General features: G+C 58.2%; 22 protein-coding genes and 2 tRNA genes. 15 read left to right on the forward strand and 9 right to left on the reverse strand.

What is annotated here, in order from left to right; genetic code table 11:
- The first annotated feature begins 13 nt into the window (after positions 1-13).
- Together CHU71_RS03935 and CHU71_RS03940 are read left to right on the forward strand one after the other, a co-directional pair.
- Positions 14-673: a YdcF family protein gene (locus tag CHU71_RS03935; protein WP_244080704.1), complete on the forward strand. Its 660-nt coding sequence runs from the start codon at positions 14-16 to the stop codon at positions 671-673.
- Positions 674-1,043: 370 nt separating this feature from the next.
- Positions 1,044-2,336 carry a deoxyguanosinetriphosphate triphosphohydrolase gene (locus CHU71_RS03940; protein ID WP_147760237.1) on the forward strand — a complete coding sequence of 431 codons (1,293 nt, stop codon included), beginning with the start codon at positions 1,044-1,046 and terminating at the stop codon, positions 2,334-2,336.
- Positions 2,337-2,495: 159 nt separating this feature from the next.
- On the opposite strand, the gene CHU71_RS03945 is transcribed toward CHU71_RS03940, so the two are convergent.
- Together CHU71_RS03945 and CHU71_RS03950 are read right to left on the reverse strand one after the other, a co-directional pair.
- A complete protein-coding gene (locus CHU71_RS03945) occupies positions 2,496-2,744 on the reverse strand; it encodes a hypothetical protein (protein ID WP_147760238.1) in 249 nt (82 codons plus the stop codon).
- Positions 2,734-3,240 carry a ribonuclease domain-containing protein gene (locus CHU71_RS03950; protein ID WP_147760239.1) on the reverse strand — a complete coding sequence of 169 codons (507 nt, stop codon included), beginning with the start codon at positions 3,238-3,240 and terminating at the stop codon, positions 2,734-2,736. Before CHU71_RS03950 ends, CHU71_RS03945 begins: the two co-directional genes overlap by 11 nt.
- 237 nt (positions 3,241-3,477) lie before the next feature.
- On the opposite strand from CHU71_RS03950, the gene dnaG reads away from it, so the two are divergent.
- Positions 3,478-5,418 carry a DNA primase gene (gene dnaG / locus CHU71_RS03955; RefSeq protein WP_147760240.1) on the forward strand — a complete coding sequence of 647 codons (1,941 nt, stop codon included), beginning with the start codon at positions 3,478-3,480 and terminating at the stop codon, positions 5,416-5,418.
- Positions 5,419-5,429: 11 nt separating this feature from the next.
- Here the strand turns inward: dnaG and CHU71_RS03960 are convergent, their stop codons facing one another.
- Positions 5,430-5,699, reverse strand: coding sequence for a hypothetical protein (locus tag CHU71_RS03960; protein WP_086890953.1), 270 nt, complete (start codon positions 5,697-5,699; stop codon positions 5,430-5,432).
- A 549-nt stretch (positions 5,700-6,248) separates the two neighbouring features.
- On the opposite strand from CHU71_RS03960, the gene wecB reads away from it, so the two are divergent.
- Together wecB and CHU71_RS03970 are read left to right on the forward strand one after the other, a co-directional pair.
- Positions 6,249-7,460 (forward strand): non-hydrolyzing UDP-N-acetylglucosamine 2-epimerase, encoded by a 1,212-nt coding sequence (gene wecB / locus CHU71_RS03965; RefSeq protein WP_086890954.1) that lies wholly within the window; start codon positions 6,249-6,251, stop codon positions 7,458-7,460.
- A 144-nt stretch (positions 7,461-7,604) separates the two neighbouring features.
- On the forward strand, positions 7,605-8,786 hold the full coding sequence (locus CHU71_RS03970; protein WP_086890955.1) for a tyrosine-type recombinase/integrase: 1,182 nt from the start codon (positions 7,605-7,607) through the stop codon (positions 8,784-8,786).
- 92 nt (positions 8,787-8,878) lie between these two features.
- Here CHU71_RS03970 and CHU71_RS03975 read toward each other — a convergent pair.
- A tRNA-Asn gene (locus CHU71_RS03975) sits at positions 8,879-8,951 on the reverse strand.
- 498 nt (positions 8,952-9,449) lie between these two features.
- Here CHU71_RS03975 and CHU71_RS03980 point away from each other — a divergent pair.
- Both CHU71_RS03980 and CHU71_RS03985 read left to right on the forward strand, forming a co-directional pair.
- Positions 9,450-9,523: transfer RNA gene (locus tag CHU71_RS03980), tRNA-Ile, on the forward strand.
- 355 nt (positions 9,524-9,878) lie between these two features.
- Positions 9,879-10,022 carry an excalibur calcium-binding domain-containing protein gene (locus CHU71_RS03985; protein ID WP_236593701.1) on the forward strand — a complete coding sequence of 48 codons (144 nt, stop codon included), beginning with the start codon at positions 9,879-9,881 and terminating at the stop codon, positions 10,020-10,022.
- A 115-nt stretch (positions 10,023-10,137) separates the two neighbouring features.
- Here CHU71_RS03985 and CHU71_RS12770 read toward each other — a convergent pair whose 3' ends face one another.
- On the reverse strand, positions 10,138-10,284 hold the full coding sequence (locus tag CHU71_RS12770) for a hypothetical protein (protein WP_166683835.1): 147 nt from the start codon (positions 10,282-10,284) through the stop codon (positions 10,138-10,140).
- 281 nt (positions 10,285-10,565) lie between these two features.
- Here CHU71_RS12770 and CHU71_RS03990 point away from each other — a divergent pair, with 281 nt between their 5' ends.
- From CHU71_RS03990 to CHU71_RS04005, 4 genes are all read left to right on the forward strand, one after another.
- Positions 10,566-11,093, forward strand: coding sequence for a hypothetical protein (locus tag CHU71_RS03990; RefSeq protein WP_147760241.1), 528 nt, complete (start codon positions 10,566-10,568; stop codon positions 11,091-11,093).
- A 67-nt stretch (positions 11,094-11,160) separates the two neighbouring features.
- The gene (locus CHU71_RS03995; protein ID WP_147760242.1) at positions 11,161-11,643 is read left to right on the forward strand and encodes a helix-turn-helix domain-containing protein; all 483 of its coding nucleotides are present in this window, start codon (positions 11,161-11,163) and stop codon (positions 11,641-11,643) included.
- Positions 11,636-12,055, forward strand: coding sequence for a hypothetical protein (locus CHU71_RS04000; protein WP_147760243.1), 420 nt, complete (start codon positions 11,636-11,638; stop codon positions 12,053-12,055). Before CHU71_RS03995 ends, CHU71_RS04000 begins: the two co-directional genes overlap by 8 nt.
- Positions 12,056-12,182: 127 nt before the next feature.
- Entirely contained in the window at positions 12,183-12,344 is a 162-nt protein-coding gene (locus CHU71_RS04005; RefSeq protein ID WP_255456401.1) for a tryptophan-rich sensory protein, read from the forward strand.
- A gap of 2 nt (positions 12,345-12,346) precedes the next feature.
- Here the strand turns inward: CHU71_RS04005 and CHU71_RS04010 are convergent, their stop codons facing one another.
- The 4 genes from CHU71_RS04010 to CHU71_RS13010 all read right to left on the reverse strand — a co-directional run bounded on the left by CHU71_RS04010 (position 12,347) and on the right by CHU71_RS13010 (position 14,423).
- Positions 12,347-13,015, reverse strand: a complete 669-nt coding sequence (locus tag CHU71_RS04010; RefSeq protein WP_147760244.1) for a hypothetical protein — start codon at positions 13,013-13,015, stop codon at positions 12,347-12,349.
- 288 nt (positions 13,016-13,303) lie between these two features.
- Complete coding sequence (locus CHU71_RS04015) at positions 13,304-13,903, reverse strand: hypothetical protein (protein WP_147760245.1); 600 nt, start codon at positions 13,901-13,903, stop codon at positions 13,304-13,306.
- A 90-nt stretch (positions 13,904-13,993) separates the two neighbouring features.
- On the reverse strand, positions 13,994-14,296 hold the full coding sequence (locus CHU71_RS04020; RefSeq protein WP_046646270.1) for a hypothetical protein: 303 nt from the start codon (positions 14,294-14,296) through the stop codon (positions 13,994-13,996).
- Positions 14,262-14,423 (reverse strand): lipase family protein, encoded by a 162-nt coding sequence (locus tag CHU71_RS13010; RefSeq protein ID WP_236593703.1) that lies wholly within the window; start codon positions 14,421-14,423, stop codon positions 14,262-14,264. The genes CHU71_RS04020 and CHU71_RS13010 overlap by 35 nt, the downstream gene beginning before the upstream one ends.
- Positions 14,424-14,500: 77 nt before the next feature.
- Here CHU71_RS13010 and CHU71_RS04025 point away from each other — a divergent pair, with 77 nt between their 5' ends.
- The 4 genes from CHU71_RS04025 (at position 14,501) to deoC (ending at position 18,378) form a co-directional block, all read left to right on the forward strand.
- Entirely contained in the window at positions 14,501-15,436 is a 936-nt protein-coding gene (locus CHU71_RS04025; RefSeq protein WP_070420163.1) for a sugar-binding transcriptional regulator, read from the forward strand.
- Between the two features lie 104 nt (positions 15,437-15,540).
- Complete coding sequence (gene deoD, locus CHU71_RS04030; protein WP_046646271.1) at positions 15,541-16,290, forward strand: purine-nucleoside phosphorylase; 750 nt, start codon at positions 15,541-15,543, stop codon at positions 16,288-16,290.
- Positions 16,291-16,310: 20 nt separating this feature from the next.
- The gene (locus CHU71_RS04035; RefSeq protein WP_110332999.1) at positions 16,311-17,720 is read left to right on the forward strand and encodes an MFS transporter; all 1,410 of its coding nucleotides are present in this window, start codon (positions 16,311-16,313) and stop codon (positions 17,718-17,720) included.
- Positions 17,721-17,730: 10 nt separating this feature from the next.
- A complete protein-coding gene (gene deoC, locus CHU71_RS04040) occupies positions 17,731-18,378 on the forward strand; it encodes a deoxyribose-phosphate aldolase (protein WP_070420165.1) in 648 nt (215 codons plus the stop codon).
- Positions 18,379-18,398 lie beyond the last annotated feature (20 nt).

An 18,398-nucleotide genomic window follows, 5' to 3' on the forward strand; every position in this document is an offset into this window, starting at 1 on the left:
TAGCCTGGTGAGAGTGAGACGCATTATTCGCCGCGTGCCCCTGCTGCGCTGCGCAGAGCAACGGGGAGCCGAGCCTGCGCTGAGCTCAGAAGCTAACATTGAAGCCATCATCGTGTTGGGGGCCGCGCAATACGACGGTCGCCCCTCCCGCATTCTTTCTGCGCGCCTCGAGGAGGCCGTCGACGCGCATGCGCTATACCCGCAGATCCCTATTGTCACCGTGGGCGGCAAGCTGCCGGGGGATCGTTTTACCGAGGCTGAGGTGGGGCAGAGCTACCTCAGCGAACGCGTACCGGACGCATGTGTGTTGGCGGTGCCCGTGGGCAACGACACCGTGGAGTCCCTGCGGGAGGTGCGTCAGCGCTACGGGTATGCGAACGCCATCGTCATTACGGATCCGCTACACCGGTTGCGGGTGTGGCTCATCGCGCGCGACGAGGGGATGAGCACCCAGGTGCGCGGCGCCTCGAGATATCCCACCCCGACCTTCGCCCGGGCCTGGTGGCGCTACCTTGCCCACGAGATGGGCGGGCTCGCCGTATTCGCCGCGCGCAAAATATTCGGTGAGAAGGCCGCGGAGCGCCTGCGGAGTGCGCTGCACCGCGTGGAGGCGATGATGAGGCCCTCCCGCAGGGCTCGGCATGAGGAAATTCGCAGGAAATCTAGACCATGAACTTCCAGCGTGTGGGTGCAAAGTCAGGAAACTGACAGGAATCGAAGGAAATTCCCAGTTGGTTTTGCTTCCAATATGACTTTGGATACTTTAACGTTGATTGTGCAAGTGTAAGCAACGGAAAGGAACGCTTATGTTGGATGTAATCAACAATGTCATCGATGTCGTGCTGAACACCCTCCAGGGTCTGGTAAACCTGCCTTTCTCCTTCGTGGATGGCCTGTCGAGCGCACTGTCTAGCAAGTAATCTCGAGCACTGAATTCTCGCCCCTGCTGCCTTTCTTCGGAGAGGCGGCGGGGGCGATTTCTTATGCCTTAGGTGGTATGCCGCGGATGAACCATGGCAGTTTTAGCGCCTAAACTGCTAGATGTGAGTTATTCCTACAGCGCGCACGACGCAGCACGTCTTTTTGATGAGAGCCCCAAAGGATCGGCCTTCAGCGAGCCAGGCACCCCAGCCGCTGAAGATCACCGCGGGGCTTTTGCTCGCGATCGGGCTCGCGTATTGCACTCCGCTGCTTTGCGACGCCTCGCGGACAAAACGCAGGTAGTCGGCCCCCACGACGGCGATACCCCGCGCACGCGGCTGACCCACTCACTGGAGGTGGGGCAGATTGCCCGCGGTATCGGCTCCGGGCTTGGTTTGGACCCCGACCTGTGCGACATGGCGGGCCTGACCCATGACATTGGCCATCCGCCCTATGGGCACAACGGAGAAAACGCTCTCAATGAGGTGGCCCAAGAGTGCGGCGGATTCGAGGGAAACGCGCAGACCTTGCGCATCTTGGCCCGGCTAGAGCCGAAGGTGGTGGACGCGAAGGACAACTCCTACGGGCTCAACCTCACGCGCGCGGCGCTCGATGCCGCCTGCAAGTACCCACGTACCAAGACCAATGCGGATGGAACGGTCAACCGCAAGTACGGCTGCTACGACGAGGACGCACACATCCTGGCTTGGTTGCGCGAGGGACATACTGACGCGCGTCCCTCGATGGAGGCGCAGGCCATGGACTGGTCCGATGACATCGCCTACTCCGTTCACGACGTGGAGGACGGCATCGTTTCCGGCCGCATTTCACTCGCGGTGCTGTGGGACCTGGTGGAACTCGCTGCGCTTGCGGAGAAGGGCGCCAAGGCTTTCGGCGGCACCGCAGACGAGCTTCTCGACGCCGCCGATTCCCTCCGCGCCTTGCCCATCATTCGGGCAGTCAGCGACTTCGATTTCTCCCTGCGCTCTTACACCACGCTGAAGAAGATGACCTCGGAGCTCGTGGGCCGCTATGTGGGGGCCACGGTGCAGGCCACCCGCGCGGCCAAAGAGCCACAGCTGGAGCTGGGCCGCCAGCACGGCAATCTGGCAGTGCCGGTGCGTGCACAGGGCGAGGTCAAGCTGCTCAAGACCATCGCGGTGCTCTACGTCATGGACGAACCGGTACACTTGGCTCGCCAGGACCGCCAGCGTGAGCGCATCTACCGCGTCTTTGACTACTTATCCGCGGGGGCGCCGGGCGCGCTCGATCCGATGTTTAGGCTCTGGTTTAACCGCGCCGAAACTGACGCGGAGCGCCAGCGCGTCATCGTGGACCAGATCGCCTCAATGACCGAGTCCCGCCTGGAGCGCCTGGCGCGCTCCACGGCTGAGTTTTCTGGGTTTATGGGTTAAAAGTGCGTGGCCGATATCTCAATCCATAATCCAATCTCTATGCAACTTCTTAGTCGGATTCAGCGCTAGGAGAGGGGCTCCCCAAACCTCGTGTGGGCCTGACCCCCGACGTGTCCACTTTCCGGGGTCAGGCCCCTTGGAGGTCCCAGTGCAAGAAGATCAGCGGAAGAGACGAACGTCGTTGTCCTTAAGCACCTCGAGAACCGCCGCGGTGTCAGCGGGGGACAGCTTCCATGCTGAGGACACGATGGTTTCCACCTTGTGCTCGCGCAGGAAGTCCGCCAGAGCGTCGAGGTTGCGCGGCGCCATGCAGGCGTCACAACCGCGGATGGTGCCTAGGGCAGCGTATAGATCCTCGCGGCTTTCCAGTGGCTGCGTGATAAGTACTTTGGAGAGATTATTCAGCATCAGGGATCTCGCAGAAGGATTCGTAGTGATCGTCGGTGTAGTACCACACGTCAGGGTCGGTTTCGGTGCCGCCACCAGTGACGATGCGCTTGGCGCCGCGGTGGTTCACACCAGGCGAGTTCACCGTGTACTCGCGGTAGTAGTTCTTGGACTCCTTAGGTAGCACGCCCTCGTAGTTGCCAAAGCGCTTGTTGTCATTGTCTGGGTACTCATAAGGCCCGCCGGCCAGGATGCCCTCCGCGGTATCCTCGGCTTCCTTGGGCAAGGAGTCCATCGCGCACTGCGCATAGGCGGAATTAGCCGACCCGTCCCGAGAACCAGCAGTCGTCGGCGCAGCAGTAACCGGCGCAGTGGCGCTCGAACCGGCCGAAGAAGCACTGCTATCACCATCAGAGTTCCCTGCCAGGTCGATTCCGAAGTAGCCGGCTGCAAGCACCACGAGCACGCCGCCGATTGCTGCGAGCGGCTTCTTCTGAGAGGAGGGGGGATTGGCCATACCCCCATCTTTACAGGCGTATCGCCTGATTGAGAAATCCAGTCAATCCGTTAACACCAACGTGAAGTGATTCGGAACTGCATACACAAAGCAGTGTGGCTTTCAGGCCTTTTTGCTGACCCCTTCGGCGGGTAAACCGCTCTTCGTCGCCGTTATCTGTGTAGCGGACTACTAAACGACACCATCTGGGAGACCCACCCCAAGCCCCGCGAGTCCGCGCGGGGTAATCTTTAGCGCATGGCACAAGGCAGAATTCCGGAGAGCGACATCCAAGCGATCCGTGAGCGCGCGCCAATCGAGGAAATCGTGGGGGAGTACGTCCAGCTCAAGCCGGCTGGCTATGACTCCTTGAAGGGGCTGTCACCCTTCAAGGAAGAAAAGACTCCGTCCTTCCACGTACGCCCGCAGCGTGGCTACTACCACTGCTTCTCTACAGGCAAGGGCGGAGACGTATTCAGCTTTCTCATGGAGATGGAGCAGGTCTCCTTCCCCGAAGCTGTCGAGGCAGTGGCCCAGAAGATTGGGTATCACATCAATTATCAGGGCGGCAGCACGGGCAACCGTAACGAAAAGCCCGGCACGCGCCAGCGCCTCATCGCGGCAAACAAGGCTGTGCACGAGTTCTACCGCCAACAGTTGGAGACCCCACAGGCGGCTACCGCGCGCGAGTTCCTGCTGAACCGTGGTTTTAGCAAGGAGATCATCTATGAGTTTGAGTGTGGCTATGCCCCGGAAGGCTGGGATACGGCCACCAAGCACCTGCTACGCATGGGCTTTTCCTTCGAGGAACTAGAGGCCGCAGGCATCTCCAAGATGGGCAAGCGCGGACCGATCGATCGCTTCCACCGCCGCCTCCTGTGGCCCATCAAGGACCTATCCGGCAACGTCATTGGTTTCGGCGCGCGCAAGCTTTTTGATGATGACAACTTGGGCAAGTACATGAACACGCCTGAGACCATGCTCTATCACAAGTCCAAGGTGCTCTTTGGCTTGGATTTGGCCAAGCGCAACATTGCTGAGGCCCATCAGGCAGTGGTGGTGGAGGGCTACACCGATGTCATGGCGATGTACGCGGCGGGCGTAAAGACTGCAGTGGCCAGCTGTGGCACTGCATTCGGCGGCGACCACCTGCAGGTCCTGCGCCGGCTAATGCTGGATGATTCCTACTTCAACGGCGAGCTCATCTACACCTTCGACGGCGACGAAGCCGGACAAAAGGCCGCCATGCGCGCCTTCCAAGGCGAGCAGGCGTTCACGGGCCAGTCCTTCGTTTCCGTGGCGCCGGATGGCATGGACCCTTGCGATTTGCGCCTGGCCAAGGGCGACGCCGCGGTGCGTGAGCTCATCGCGGACCGCATCCCGATGTTCGAGTTCGTCATCCAATCGGTGCTTAGCGAATACCGCATTGATACCGCAGAGGGGCGTCTGCAAGCATTGCGTCGTGCGGTGCCCGTGGTAGCGCAGATTCGCGACGCCCCGCTGCAGCGTGAGTACGCCCGCCGCCTAGCCGGCTGGGTGGGTTGGCCCAACCCGGAGGAAGTCCTGCAGCAGGTTCAGCAGGAGGCTCGCCGCCCCAAGAAGCAAGACCGAAGAACGCGGCTTGCCGACGCCCCCATCAACGCCGGGACACCTGCTCCCGCACAGCAAAACACTCCGGTATTCCACGTGCCAAGCCCCCGTGAGACCCACCTGTGGCCGCAGCGGGAGGCCCTAAAGCTGGCCTTGCAGTACCCGGGCCTTGCCGGTTCTTACTTCGACGGGATTACCGCCGATGCGTACTCGAATGAGTCTTATCGTATCGTTCGGGAGGCTATCTCTACCGTCGGTGGCGTTGCTGCCGGAGCCAATCTGCCCAGCGTGGAATGGATCGCCGCTGTGGCAGGGGAGATGCTCGATCTCACCGCGCGCAACTTTGTCAGTGAGCTTTCTGTTGAGCCGATCAAGGTGGGTGATGAGTCCGATCCCAAGGCTTGGGAGGTCTATGCTGACAGCGTGCTTTCCCGCCTCCAGGAAGCCCGTGTGGGCGACCAAGTGGCCCAAATTAAGGCCCAACTAGGCCGCATGCGCCCCTCCGATGACGAGCAAGCCTATAACTCGCTTTTCGCCGATCTCGTCGCCCTTGAGCAGGCCCGCCGTGAGCTCAATGACAGGGCGTTTCGTGGGCCGCAGCCTAATTAACCGCAGCCTAATTAATCTTCGTCGGGCTCGTAGATACGGTCTCGGCCGTCTAGCTGGTTTCCTTTGATGCGGCGGCCGCGGCTTAGATCCTTTACCTCTTTCATGCGGGGTTCCGGATCAAGCTTGTTTGCCACTGCCTTCCGGGTTGCGTTGACTGCGTTTTTTGTGACGGGGGAGTTGATCGCTTTTTCGTACGCACCCTTGATTTGGTGATAGCGCTTGCGGCCGGCCTTTGTGCCGAAAATATAACCTGCAGCTGCGCCTACTACGAATTGGATCATGGTTGGAAAGCCTCACCCTTCGATTCGGAATTTTTCCTTGAATTAACTCCTCACAGCCTACCTGTAACCCTTGCTGTGCGTCGGGTGCCCCTCATTGAATGAATTTATTTTGCTCTCTTCCCAAGCAACTTTCGAAACGATACCTTTAAGACGTGAACGCCGATTCGTGCCTATCTCAAGCGACTTCTGCCGCCGTGGCGATGGCAGCCTTGACCACCGCCACTTGGACGGCTATTTCACCGCGTGCTGATGGCGGCGAACCAAGTGTCATTTCTGCGGAATTGCATTACGAGAATAACTAAGCCAGTGCCGTCACGGCTGCTCTAACCTGCGGGGAACTTCTCAGGAAGCTTTGCGAACTTCTGTCTGTGAATTAGGCGGTAGACTACATTAGGTTGGGCGTCAACAAATGTGGTTGTCCGCAAGCTTTGGCAATTTTCTATTCTCTAACTTGTCTCTGTGAAGCGAACGCGTATGAATCCGCCAACCCATGTTGTGCCGCTTATCTTATGCAGTAACTTACTCCCGCTTTACTCTCTGAGGAGAACAATGGCTAAGCCAAAAATTATGACCGTTTACGGTACACGTCCTGAGGCCATCAAGGTGGCTCCAGTCATCAAGGCGCTTGAGGCTGATGAACGATTCGAGTCGATTGCGGTGTCGACTGGTCAGCACAAAGAAATGCTGGAACAGGTCAACATGATGTTTGGCATTTCCCCGAAGCATGATCTGGGGCTGATGAAGCCTGGACAGACATTGAATGAGATTGTTTCTCGCGCCATTGCTGGCCTGGATGAGATCATCGTTGCTGAGGAGCCGGACGTCATTATTTCCCAGGGTGACACCTCGACCGCCATGACAGCGGCTCTTGCTGGCTTCCACCGCGGTGTGCAGATCGTTCACCTGGAGGCAGGACTGCGTACCGGCAACATCTTGTCCCCGTTCCCGGAGGAAGCAAACCGTAAGATCATCGGTCAGGTTGCTGCCCTGCACCTTGCGCCGACTGAAGGTGCAATGGAGAACCTGCGCCGCGAGGACGTTCGTTCTAAGGACATCGTTGTCACCGGCAATACGGTTATTGATGCTCTCCTTGAAGCAGCAACTTGGGACATCGAATTTTCGGATCCAACTCTTGCTGAGGCCGCTAACTCGGACAAGCGTTTCGTTGTTGTCACCACACACCGCCGCGAGAACCTTGACGCTATGAAGGAGATCGGTGGTGCTGTACAGGATCTAGCAAAGGCATATCCGGATACTATTTTTGTGCTGCCGCTGCACCTGAACCCGAAGGTTCGCGAAGCAGTCCTTCCGGAGGTTGAGGCGCTGGAGAACGTCATCATTACTGATCCTCTTCCGTACGATCAGTTCACCAAGCTCCAGAACCGTGCGGCCATTATCCTGACCGACTCTGGCGGAGTCCAGGAGGAAGCACCTTCCTTGGGCAAGCCGGTTTTGGTCATGCGCCAAAACACTGAGCGCCCAGAAGCAGTGGTGGCTGGCACCGTTAAGCTCGTCGGTACCGACCGCAATCTGATCGTGGCGCAAGCGAAGCTGTTGCTTGACGACGACGCAGCTTATTCTGCAATGGCTAATGCCGTTAACCCATATGGCGATGGCAAGGGCGCGCAGCGCTCGATTGCGGCTATCTCAGAACTTCTCGGAGTAGGAGAGCGATTGCCAGACTTCAGCGCTGAGGCTGAACCTGACGAGGTACCGCGCTTTGAAGAGGTTGTTGCTCCTGAAGAGGAGCTAGAAAAGTAGCAGCCTAAAAGCTCGGTTTAGCTCGAACTAACCGCCGCCTAGGAACATTCACTGTGTTTGTAGGTGGCGGTTTCTCTTTGTCTAATAGACAGCTAATTTTATGTGTATCGGAACGAATCGTGCCTTTTTGCAGTCCAATAGGACATGGATAAAGGAATCGAGCCCAAGGTCGGTGGCGTTGTCATTGACAGCGCCCGGCACACCGACTCTGGATGGGTGGTGTCCGGGCGAACGAAAGACTTCAGCGGCGACATCATCGAAATCAGTGAGATGAGCGTCAGCCGGGAAGAAGCGCAGCGCCTATTAGAAGAACGTGGCTGGGCGTTGGTCTTTAATGAGCAGCGCTTTGCCGTCACTGAACGTATGACAGTGCTGGAGCTGGTCGATATAGCACTGAAAGCGTTGCGTAGCGGCGAAATTGGACAGGGCAACCGCATCCAAACCGTGAACATGTATCAGCGTGCACGGCAGTTTCTCGTAGGCGAGCGTGGCATTCCAGCGCTGGGCAATCTTCGCCTCGAAGACTGTGAGACGAGGGTCATTCACTCGTGGCTATCACAGGTGGCAGAGAACTCTCTTGCCTCAGCGCGGCATCTGCGAATTCTGCTCTTACATGCCTTCTCGATAGCTGAGCGTCAAGGGCTTGAGCTATGGACACAGAACCCCGCGCGGACTGCTCAGCTGCCGCATTTGCCGCGCGCTGAGCCGGTCGAAGTAACACCGGAAGAGTTCAACGAACTCCTTGAACAGATCCTCGCCTGGGAGAAACAAGGAAAGCGAACTGATCTGTCAGGGATTGTTTGCTGTTACATGGCCACAGGAATGCGCCCTGGCGAGCTTCCTGCACTGTTGTGGGAGGAAGTGGACTTAGCGAGCAAACCCGCGACGATGATCATCAGTGGTTGCGCTGTTTACCAGGACGGAAAGCTAGTTCGGCAGCCGGAACCGAAGACTGCCGCCGGCTTTCGAGAGATTGTGATTCCTGAATGGTTCGCGGACATGCTGCGTGAGCGCTATGCACGCCGCGACCCGGACGTGCCGTACGTGTTTCCGAGTAGAGCCGGCACGATGCACAGCATGCACAACCTTGGCAATCGTTTTAGGCAGGCCCGGGGAGAGCGGTTTAGGCACATCAAGCTGAAGTCTTTCCGTTCCACCGTTGCCACCGTCATCGCTCGCGAAAAGGGCGCTGAAGAAGCAGCCAGACATCTTGGTCATACAAGTCCTTCGATTACCGGCCGGCACTACATCAAGCGGGCGAATAAGACCGGTGACCACAACGACATTCTCGAGGCTCTAAAGCCACGAGTGTTCGATGAGCAGTAGGGAAGTGCCGAGCGAAGTACCCATAGAAAGCCCGGCAAGCGCTAAACAAGAAAACGGAAAAGAACCGCCTGAAATCAGGCGGTTCCTGTCTGCTCCTCCAACTGGGCTCGAACCAGTGACCCTTCGATTAACAGTCGAATGCTCTGCCAACTGAGCTATGGAGGAATAATGTGTGCGGAAAGCTGTTGGAAGTGCTCTCTGCGACGTGAAGTAACTATATCTACCTTTGTAGGTTGTTACAAATCGCCAGCTCGTGCCGGGTTTTCGTCTCGGAGGTGTCGGTACAATTTCAAGGCTTGAAAAGGGGCGAATTTCAGTTGCTTTAACGCTAAAACCGGTAAAGTGTTGCCGTGGTCGAGTTGGGTTCCTAACCTACCTACGTGCAGTTTTGAAACCGAGTCCCTTGTGGAAGAAACGGCTAACAGGAAGAACTTAGCACTTTTTATGCGTCTTGTTTTGCTTTAGGGAGAAGATGAGGTGACGAGCGCGCGGAACTGTTAGGTGCTTTGTGTCACTGGGTTATTTCGTTATTTCGGTTGATACAATGCCTTAAGATGAGGGGATTCAATTCTGAGTTTTTATAACGGGCAGGCAGTTTAAGGGGCGTTTGTGGGTGTCTTAAGCCGTGCATGTATTCTAAAAGCGCACCGTCGGGTGTAAATAGGGGCTATAGCTCAGTCGGTTAGAGCCGCGGACTCATAATCCGCTGGTCCCGGGTTCGAGCCCCGGTGGCCCCACTCTTTGGGATTCTCATCATAAAGTGCCAGCGCACAGGGGGAGCCTTCGTAATCTGAAGGAGCTTTAGTTCTTCTCTTTCGGAGGTTCTCCCGATGCCTCGCTCTCTTGGTTTGCTGGTTACTAGCCTGGGCGCTGACGCGCTGCTTGTAGAGTACGGTGGGGGAGTCTCCGATTCACAACCTACGTCGGAGCCAACAACGGCGACGACATCGCAAACCACCGCTTCCTCCTCTAGCTCGACTACTTCCACGACTTCTTCCGTCCAGTCTTCTGAAGAAGTCCCATTGCCGACAGAACGGGCGGTATAGCCAGAGGGAAGTCCCGTGCAGGTAACTGGGGAAACCGTCCAACAACATGAAGCTCTTGGCGCCACCATCGGACGTTGATGCAAACTGTGCAGCGGTTCGTACTGCTGGTGCAGCCCCGATCGATGCGGGAGACCCTGGCTACAGCTCCGATTTCGATCGCGACGGTGACGGCGTAGCTTGTGAAAGCTAGCTAAACGGTAACTGTTAAGGAGAGAGCATTCGCGCGGCGTCGCCAAGCATGTGCCCTTTCTTGTTGTGGCTGCCTAGTTGATAAACAGCGGTAGCAGAAATGCCATGCCTGTGTTTCAGACGAGGTGGAGCGTGGTGGCGGAGATGAGGTTGCCGGCGCGGCCGGCTTCGAGTGTGGCGATGCCGCCGATGAGTACGGATGCCACGAGCAGTAGGGAAATGCCCATGGCGGCGGTCACAGTGATGTAGAGTCCTGCCTGCACAATCAGTGATGCAAAGGGCTAGCTCGTGGCGGTGGCATCGACGTGCGGAATGAAGGCTTTTCATAGTGGGGAAATCAATGAGGGGCTCGACGCGTGGAGGTCATGATTTAGTGTAATCGCGTACTGTCGAAAGTATTGACAACGTCGCACTCGTCGACGCGTGCCGGGGGTTAGGAGAAAACTTGAATAACGATACCGCTGTTCAGGCACGGCCGGCGCTTGTCACGGGGGAAGGTGAGATTTGAGGGGCATTTCTGCGTAGGGGAGTTCGGGAGGAACTAGTGGACGATTTCGAGTTTCCGGAGATGCCTCACGTGTATCTGTCGGCAGTCAATGCGGACGATGGGTTGACGCGTTGGGAGTTTCTGCCGGGGGCGTTGGATGAGTTCCAAAAGCTTGAGGGTATTGATGAGGATGCTTTTCTCGAGATGCAACAACTTTTGCTGCGTTGGGGTGAGCGTGGCGCCCGAGAATATGACGTTGCATTGGTGGAGCCATCGGGCAGGAGGGTTCTCAATGAAATTCTGAACCCGCCATGGTTAGGCGAGTTGAAAGGGTGGGGAACTGGTGGGAATGGCGAGGACCGTCATTTTCGGCTGTACTTCCTCGATATCTCTTCGAGGCTGGGTGAACCGGCCCACCAGATGCTTGTGAGCTTGTGTAAAGAAAAGCGGATCTTTGATAACACGCGTCAGGGGGCTCGTAAGACTAACAAGGCGCAGGATCGAGACATTTTGCTGGCTATGCGTCTAGGTAAGCAATGGTGCCAGAAAAATCGGGTCACTTTTCGGCCATGGCCGCCGAAATAGAGATGTGCATTAAAATGCACATAGTTTATGATGGGATGGAACATAGAGAAGCAGGGGCGAATTGATAATGGCGAAGTTAACTATCAAGCCAAAGGATGCGTTGCCCGGGGACCTCATCGGGTCGCAAATGGACCTCATTGAGCAACTCGTGGAGTTTCGAAAACTGCGAGGTATGACGCAAAGCGAGGTGGCATCGCGCATGGGTGTCGACCGCTCTGTTGTCACCAAGTTTGAATCATTGGTTGGACTTGGGAAGAAGAACCACACAATGAAGATGATTCGTGCGTACGCAAACTCCGTTGAAGCGTATGTGGCGCACGTTGTGGTAGATGGTCGTATCCAGCACGGAAGTGCTCCCTATGCCGAGCTTAAAGAAAAAATTGCTCGGCGGATTACTGCTTTGGCAAACACGAATGAGGCTCACGAACAATTCCCTGAGGCTGGCCGTGGTCAGCTGGGAACGGACTTTGTATTTGCAGCCCCGGTAGAGTCCGCTGAAACAGGAGTACTGCAGCAGATGGACTACACGATGGAGGGAACTCTTGTCTAAGGAACAACGGGCTGGCTATGCGACGTGGCAGTTGCTTCGTGCTGAGGGGCAGCGCATCGGTGAACAACGGTCGAAGGATGTAGCGCAAAAGAAAGGTCAAGTATCTTTCCAAGTTTCGCAAGGTCAGACTAGTGAGACTCTGGTGCTTGAAGTTCGCATTGATGTTGACGTGCCGGAGCGCGCGAAGTTGGCGCTGGCCCTGCGTGGTAACTGGCCAAAGCCAGAACATAAAGAGTTAACGCCGGAAGAATTGGCTCAGCTTCTCTTGGGCTACAAGCTTGATGAGCTCGTTGCCGTGGTCAATTACGAATTGCAAAACCTAGCGCCTAAGTTTGGCGTGTCAGCACCCTCGATCCCGCAAGAGCAATTGGAAGCCCTACGCCAAGACGCTGCGGACAAGGAAGCGGAGTAGACCGTGCCGTTCCTTGGGATAAGGCGGATGGCTTTTCCAAGCACGCAAGCATGCCGCGGCTCTTGGTGTAAACCTCGCATTGAACGCCGGCTGGAGCGGCGTCTTTTTCCGCTCGTAGCGTAAGAGACTGGCCGCCGCTTGGGCCGGCGCCCTGGCCGCAAGCTCCGCGGACCTCGTGCGCCGCGCCTGGAAGTCCGCACCCGAGCGCGGTGCGTTGCTAGCACCCTATGCGGCATGGGCGGGTTTTGCCACGGTGCTCAGTGCGGAGATTGCGCGGCTTAATCGGTAGCGCTAGTTAATTGAGACGCTCTGCTGCCAGTACATTGCGCTGTCTGCACTGAAGTAGACACGCGCTGATTGAGAGGAGCTTCCCTCTGTTTGGCAGGTCAAGCCGCGTTGATCGGTACCAAAGTAGCACTCAACGGCGTAGTTCTGGCCAGTGGTTGGGCTTGCCACGGTGATGTGTGCTTTCGGCACCGAGGTCACGTTGCCGTTGCTCGGGCCGGTTACGTAAGGCACGGAGATCGCGGCTTTGTAAATCTCGGCTGCGAAGGCACAGGAGATCGCGTCTCCGATAGTGACATCTAGGTTAGCTGGAAAGTCGTAACAGCTACTCGTGCCGAGTGCGTCACCGTTGGGGTAGTAGTTTCCGCCGATGCTTGTGCCTTGGGCGCCACCGCCAGGATTTACGGCTTGGGGTTGGTTACCGCTTTGGCCTTGGCCACCGCCTTGGTCCTGGTTAGCAAGTGTTGGCTTCGGCCCGGATTGCCCGTCCGACTGTGGTGCAGAGTTATCCGCACCACCATTCGAGTCGGAAGAGCCGTTGCTGGAATCAGTTGATTGAGTGATAGGGGTTTCGGGGGAGGCTTGAGACGAGCCGTTGTCATTGCTTCCGCAGCCAGTCAGAAAGAGAGCCGCGGAAAGCGGCAGGGCAAGGGTGAGAGAAGATAGTTTGTGCATACCTGTAATTTAAGGCGAACTCAGGGCACCTAGCAGGGGATTGGGGAATCTTCCTCCGCAAGGGTGATGGAATGTTTTGGAGGTGTCTTCCTTGCCAACATGACAGGAGGTACGGGCCTGACCCCGGAAAGTGGAGACGTCGGGGGTTAGCCATGCTGCTTTGGCCAGTGTAGGTGCACTGTTCAGCAAATAGGTAACCACCCCGCGGCGCAGTAAATAACTGCCGCCGCGGGGTGGTTATCTGAAGAAGAGGAAGTACTTTCGTGCTTTGTCTGACTTTCTGCCGCTTTAGCGGTCGGCGGTCAGGGTGATGCCGTTGGTCTCGGCAGTCTCCTGCAGTGCAGTGAGAGCCTTGGCGTCCTTTTGCAGGTCGTAGGTTTCGGCGAAGCCAACGTGGACGCGAGTGGAATCGATGACGTTCAGCTCGAACAGCTTGTGGCCGGCTTCCTGCTCCAGCTGTGCGGCCTCGTGCTTCAAGGCGTTGATACCGGTCGGCAGGTTCTCCTTGTTGGAGTCGGTGCTTTCACCGGCGTTGTCGCCAGCGTCGGCCTGTCCGTCGGTAGTGGCTGCCTGTGCCTGGGCGTCGGTGTTACCACCGAGGAGCTCAGAGAAGTCCGGGCGGTTGCCGCCGAGCAGGGAGCTGCCGAGCTGCAGGAGGACAGCAGGGTCGGCAGAGGACAGCTGGTTTAGCGGGGTGTCCGCGTCGATGCCTGCGGTGTTAGCAGTGCCAGTGGCATCGGTGTCTGCAGCCGGGTTTGTTGCGGCGGCGTCGGCAGCCGGGGTTCCGGCTGTGGTCTCAGCGGCGGTGGCGTTGGCGGCACCGGCGATTACGACTGCTGGAAGTGCGGCGGCAATGGTTGCGCGGCGCAGGGCGTTCATGGAACGCATAGGATAAATCCTTTCTATCGTTGCGGTCTTTCGGACCACGGGTGATGTTAGGAAGCGTTTCTGTGGTCGAGCTGGCTTGAAGCTGCCGGCTTATTGCAAAGCGGACTCAATTGCTTTCAGGGATTCCTTGATGTGCGGGATGGTGCCTGCTACATGCGAGCCGGCGTCGTTCGGGATGAAAGTGACATCGTCGCCGCGGCCGTGGGTGATGACCACCGGGATGGATGGGGCATCGTAGCCGATGTGCTGGTCGGCCAGGATCTTGCCCTCCTCATTGAGGCGGGAGTAGAGGTCCTCGTCGTAGGAGTTGCTTAGGCCCAGCAGAGCGAAGGACTCGAAGAGGAAGTACAGCGTGCCGTCAAGAGCCGGCGGCAGCAGCAGCCGCGCTGCCACCCTGCGAGTAACCGTTGATTATGACCGGGTTATCGGCGTTGGTATCCCAGCCTTCTAGCTGGCGGGCAGCGCCGGCGCTATCGGGCACGGCGTGTGACTGCGAGACACGGTCCATGTAGGTGTGCATGCCCGGGGTGCCCAGGTCCTTAAAAGGGTGTACGCCGTTAGCATTACGTTTCTGGGCGGGCGTGCTTGAATGGAATCATGATTGACGCGCGCGATAGTCAGGCCCTCGATGTGGCGAAACTGTACTACAACTCGCACCTATCCCAGGCGGAGGTAGCGAAGTGTTTGGGTATTTCGCGCCCCACGGTCTCCAAGCTTTTGCAGCATGCGCACGACCAGGGCTTCGTGGTCATCAGCATCAACGATCCGCGCGAGCACTCCGATGAGCTAGTGCGTGAACTAAAGGAGCGCTTCGCGCTTGCCGACGCCCGCGTGGTCACCACCCCACGCGGCGGCAACCTCATGCAGGACTTAGGCGCGGCCGGTGCCGCACTGCTAGAAGAGCTCGTCCACGATGGCTCCAGCGTCGGCGTGTCCTGGGGCCAGACCATGTCCGCCGTGGCGGAGCACCTGCGCCAGCTGCCACTCGAAGGGGCAAAGGTGGTGCAGCTAAAGGGCGGGCACTCGCACACGCAACGCTCCACCAAAGACTTCGCCACCCTCCAGGGCTTTGCTCGCGCGTTTAATGCGGAGACCTTTATGCTGCCGCTGCCTGTCATTTTCGATTCGGCCGAGACGAAGCAATGGGTGGAAAAAGATCGCCACATCGCCCACATCGTGGAGATGGGCTCCCACGTCGACGTCGCGGTGTTCACGGTGGGCGCGGCCGCGCGCGAGTCTTTGGCGCTGAACCTGGGCTATCTCAGCGAGGAGGAAACGCAGCTCATCTTGGAGCGGGCGGTGGGGGATGTCTGCTCCCGCTTCTTTGATGCTGAAGGCCGCGTGGCCGTGCCCGAGGTGGACGCGCGAACGGTGGGCATTACTTTCGACGCCCTGGCGGCGCGGCCGACACGCGTCCTCGTTGCCGGCGGGTCGGAAAAGACCGACGCCATCCGGGTGGTACTCGAGAAAGGATTGGCCACGCATTTGGTCATCGATCACAACACGGCGCAGCGCGTTCTGGCAGGAGTGTGAGCCGTAACATAATTGTGAACAAATGTAAATAGCGCCATTGACATTTGTGCTCGCTGCGGTAGGCTAATGCTTGAAAGTCATTATCATTCCGATAGGAGTTCACCGTGTCTGAAGCCGTACACGCAACCGAATTTTCCACCGAAATCGCCACCCCGCACATCAACCCCAAGGGTGCAGAAATCGCAGAGACCATCCTGCTGCCAGGTGACCCACTGCGTGCAAAGTTCATCGCCGATACCTTCTTGGAAGATGTCGTCCAGTTCAACGAGGTCCGCAACATTCTCGGATTCACTGGCACCTACCAGGGCCACCGCGTTTCCGTCATGGGCACTGGCATGGGCATGCCTTCCATCGGTATCTACTCCTGGGAGCTCATCCATAACTACGGCGTGAAGAACCTGATCCGCGTCGGCTCCATCGGTGCATTGCAGGAAAACATCGACCTGCACGATGTCATCGTCGCCTCCGCCGCTTCCACCGACTCCAACTTCCTGAGCCAGTACAACCTGCCGGGCCAGTACTCTCCGACGGCTTCGTGGAAGCTGCTCAAGGCACTCGTCGATGAAGCAGAAAAGCAGGATGCCCACATCCACGTCGGCAATATCTTGAGCTCCGATGTCTTCTACAACTTCGACCAGACCGTCAATGACCGCTGGGCACACATGGGCGTGCTCGGCGTCGAGATGGAATCCGCTGCGCTTTATGCCATCGCTGCTGAGGCCGGAGTGAACGCCCTCGGTCTGTTCACCGTCTCTGACAACATCGCTGCCGATACCCACCTTTCGGCCGAGGAACGCCAGACAGCATTCCACACCATGATGAAGCTCGCACTGCCACTGGCAGGCCTGGACTAGGAAGGATGGCTTAAAAAGCCATGTCAAAAGCTACAAACGCTAAGCCGTCGGGCGTCGTAAAGCGCGGCGTCGATGCAGCCCTCAACCCCAAGGCAGCCGTGCCGGTGTTGCTATTCTGCTTCGTCTTCTCCCTCGTGGTGGATAATGGTTTTAAGACCATGACCATGCCGATTGCACAAGGCTTGGGCATTGATGACAACACTGCTTCGCTGCAGGCATCCCTTGCAGGCGTCATCATCGGCATCGGCGCCGTGGTCTACGCGGCGCTGGCGGACTCCGTGTCCATCCGCAAGCTCATGATCACCGGTGTGCTGTTCGTGGCCGTCGGCTCGGTTATTGGTTTCGTGGGCTCGGGCTCCTGGCCCATCGTGCTGGCCGCCCGCCTAATCCAGACCACCGGCCTGGCCGCTGCGGAAACCCTGTACGTCATCTACGTGACCAAGCACCTATCTGAAGCAGACCAAAAGACCTACCTCGGCTTTTCCACCGCCGCCTTCCAAGCCGGCCTGCTTATTGGCGCGCTGACCTCCGGCTTTATCTCCACCTACATCTCGTGGACCGCGATGTTCCTCGTGCCGCTCATCCTCGTGCTGTGCATCCCCGCCATCCACAAGATGGTGCCCGAGGACGAAGCCGTTGAGGCAAACCTGGACGTGCTCGGCCTCTTCCTGGTGGGACTCTTTGCCACCGCGCTGACCATGTTCATGCAGGCGTTCAACTGGATGTGGTTCATCCTGGCCGTCGTGGCAGTGATTGGATTTACGCTGCACATCCGCTCCGCTAAGGCGCCCGTGGTGCGCCCGGAGTTTTTCACCGACGGCCGCTACGTGTGGGCAATCACTCTGGTGTTCTTCGTCTACTCCACGCAGCTGGGCTACATCTTCCTGCTGCCATTTGCGGCCAACGAGCTGCACGGCATGAGCATTGACCGCGCCAGCCTGCTGATGATTCCGGGCTACGTCTGCGCCATCTTGGTCGGTGTCTTCTCCGGCAAGATCGGCAAAGTCCTGAACTCCCGCCAGACCATCTACACCGCGCTGGTCATGATCGTCGGCTCCTTGGCCGTAGCTGCTCTCTTCGTGCAGGTGCACGTCGCTGTGCTGGCCGTGACCATCGTGACCTTCGCCTCTGGCTTCGCGCTGATGTATGCACCGCTGGTGAACACTGCGCTGCAAAACATCCCGGCCGCGAAGTCCGGTATTGCCATCGGCTTCTACAACCTGACCATCAACATCGCCATCCCGCTCGGCATCGCATACACCGCAAAACTCATTGACGTAAGCGATGGCTTCAACCTCGCCCTCGGCGTGCTGACCGCCGTTGGCGCATGTGGCGCCGTCCTCTACGTCGTGGCCGACCGCGTTATGGCCCGCAAGGCGCGAGATGTTTCTCGCGCGAAATCTGTAGACGCTTCCGAAACACTCGCTTAAAGGAGAAGAAATGTCATCCAACGTCGCATCTATGATCGACCACACCCTGCTCAAGCCGGAAGCCACCGCGCAGGACGTCGCCGCACTCATCGAGGAAGCCCATCGCCTGGGCACTTACTCCGTGTGCATTTCCCCGTCCCAGCTGCCGGTCGAGGTTCCCGAGGGCCTACACGTGGCAACCGTCGTGGGCTTTCCCTCCGGCGCCGTCAAGCCGGAGATCAAGGCCGCCGAGGCAGGCCTTGCTGTGAACAACGGCGCCGAAGAAATCGACATGGTCATCAACATCGCGCTGGTCTTAGAGGGCCGTTTCGACGCACTTGAGGAAGAGATTCGCACCGTGCGCAGTGCCTGCCAGGGCAAGGTCCTGAAGGTCATCATCGAGTCCGCCGCGCTTTCCGACGACGCGATTGTTGCCGCCTGCCGCGCCGCCGAGGCTGCCGGTGCTGACTTCGTTAAGACCTCCACCGGCTTCCACCCAGCCGGCGGCGCCAGCGTGCATGCGGTAAAGCTCATGGCAGATACCGTGGGCGGCCGTCTCGGCGTGAAGGCCTCCGGCGGCATCCGTACTGGCGCGGACGCGCAGGCGATGATCGACGCCGGCGCCACCCGCCTCGGCCTGTCTTCCTCCGCCGTAGTACTGGCGGACCTAGAAAACTAGTGGCTTAGAAGCTGAATCGA

Origin of the sequence: Corynebacterium sp. LK14 (assembly GCF_008042215.1) — a bacterium.
Classification (GTDB): Bacteria; Actinomycetota; Actinomycetes; order Mycobacteriales; family Mycobacteriaceae; genus Corynebacterium; species Corynebacterium striatum.

Bases quoted from the DNA above. Each gene is read 5' to 3' on its own strand.
- wecB (WP_086890954.1), top strand. From the start codon at position 6,249: ATGGCTAAGCCAAAAATTATGACCGTTTACGGTACACGTCCTGAGGCC.
- CHU71_RS03970 (WP_086890955.1), top strand. From the start codon at position 7,605: ATGGATAAAGGAATCGAGCCCAAGGTCGGTGGCGTTGTCATTGACAGC.
- CHU71_RS03945 (WP_147760238.1), bottom strand. From the start codon at position 2,744: ATGCTGAATAATCTCTCCAAAGTACTTATCACGCAGCCACTGGAAAGC.
- CHU71_RS03960 (WP_086890953.1), bottom strand. From the start codon at position 5,699: ATGATCCAATTCGTAGTAGGCGCAGCTGCAGGTTATATTTTCGGCACA.
- CHU71_RS04010 (WP_147760244.1), bottom strand. From the start codon at position 13,015: ATGCACAAACTATCTTCTCTCACCCTTGCCCTGCCGCTTTCCGCGGCT.
- deoC (WP_070420165.1), top strand. From the start codon at position 17,731: ATGTCATCCAACGTCGCATCTATGATCGACCACACCCTGCTCAAGCCG.
- CHU71_RS03950 (WP_147760239.1), bottom strand. From the start codon at position 3,240: ATGGCCAATCCCCCCTCCTCTCAGAAGAAGCCGCTCGCAGCAATCGGC.
- CHU71_RS13010 (WP_236593703.1), bottom strand. From the start codon at position 14,423: ATGCACACCTACATGGACCGTGTCTCGCAGTCACACGCCGTGCCCGAT.
- CHU71_RS04025 (WP_070420163.1), top strand. From the start codon at position 14,501: ATGATTGACGCGCGCGATAGTCAGGCCCTCGATGTGGCGAAACTGTAC.
- CHU71_RS04015 (WP_147760245.1), bottom strand. From the start codon at position 13,903: ATGCGTTCCATGAACGCCCTGCGCCGCGCAACCATTGCCGCCGCACTT.
- CHU71_RS03985 (WP_236593701.1), top strand. From the start codon at position 9,879: ATGAAGCTCTTGGCGCCACCATCGGACGTTGATGCAAACTGTGCAGCG.
- CHU71_RS04035 (WP_110332999.1), top strand. From the start codon at position 16,311: ATGTCAAAAGCTACAAACGCTAAGCCGTCGGGCGTCGTAAAGCGCGGC.
- CHU71_RS03995 (WP_147760242.1), top strand. From the start codon at position 11,161: ATGGCGAAGTTAACTATCAAGCCAAAGGATGCGTTGCCCGGGGACCTC.
- dnaG (WP_147760240.1), top strand. From the start codon at position 3,478: ATGGCACAAGGCAGAATTCCGGAGAGCGACATCCAAGCGATCCGTGAG.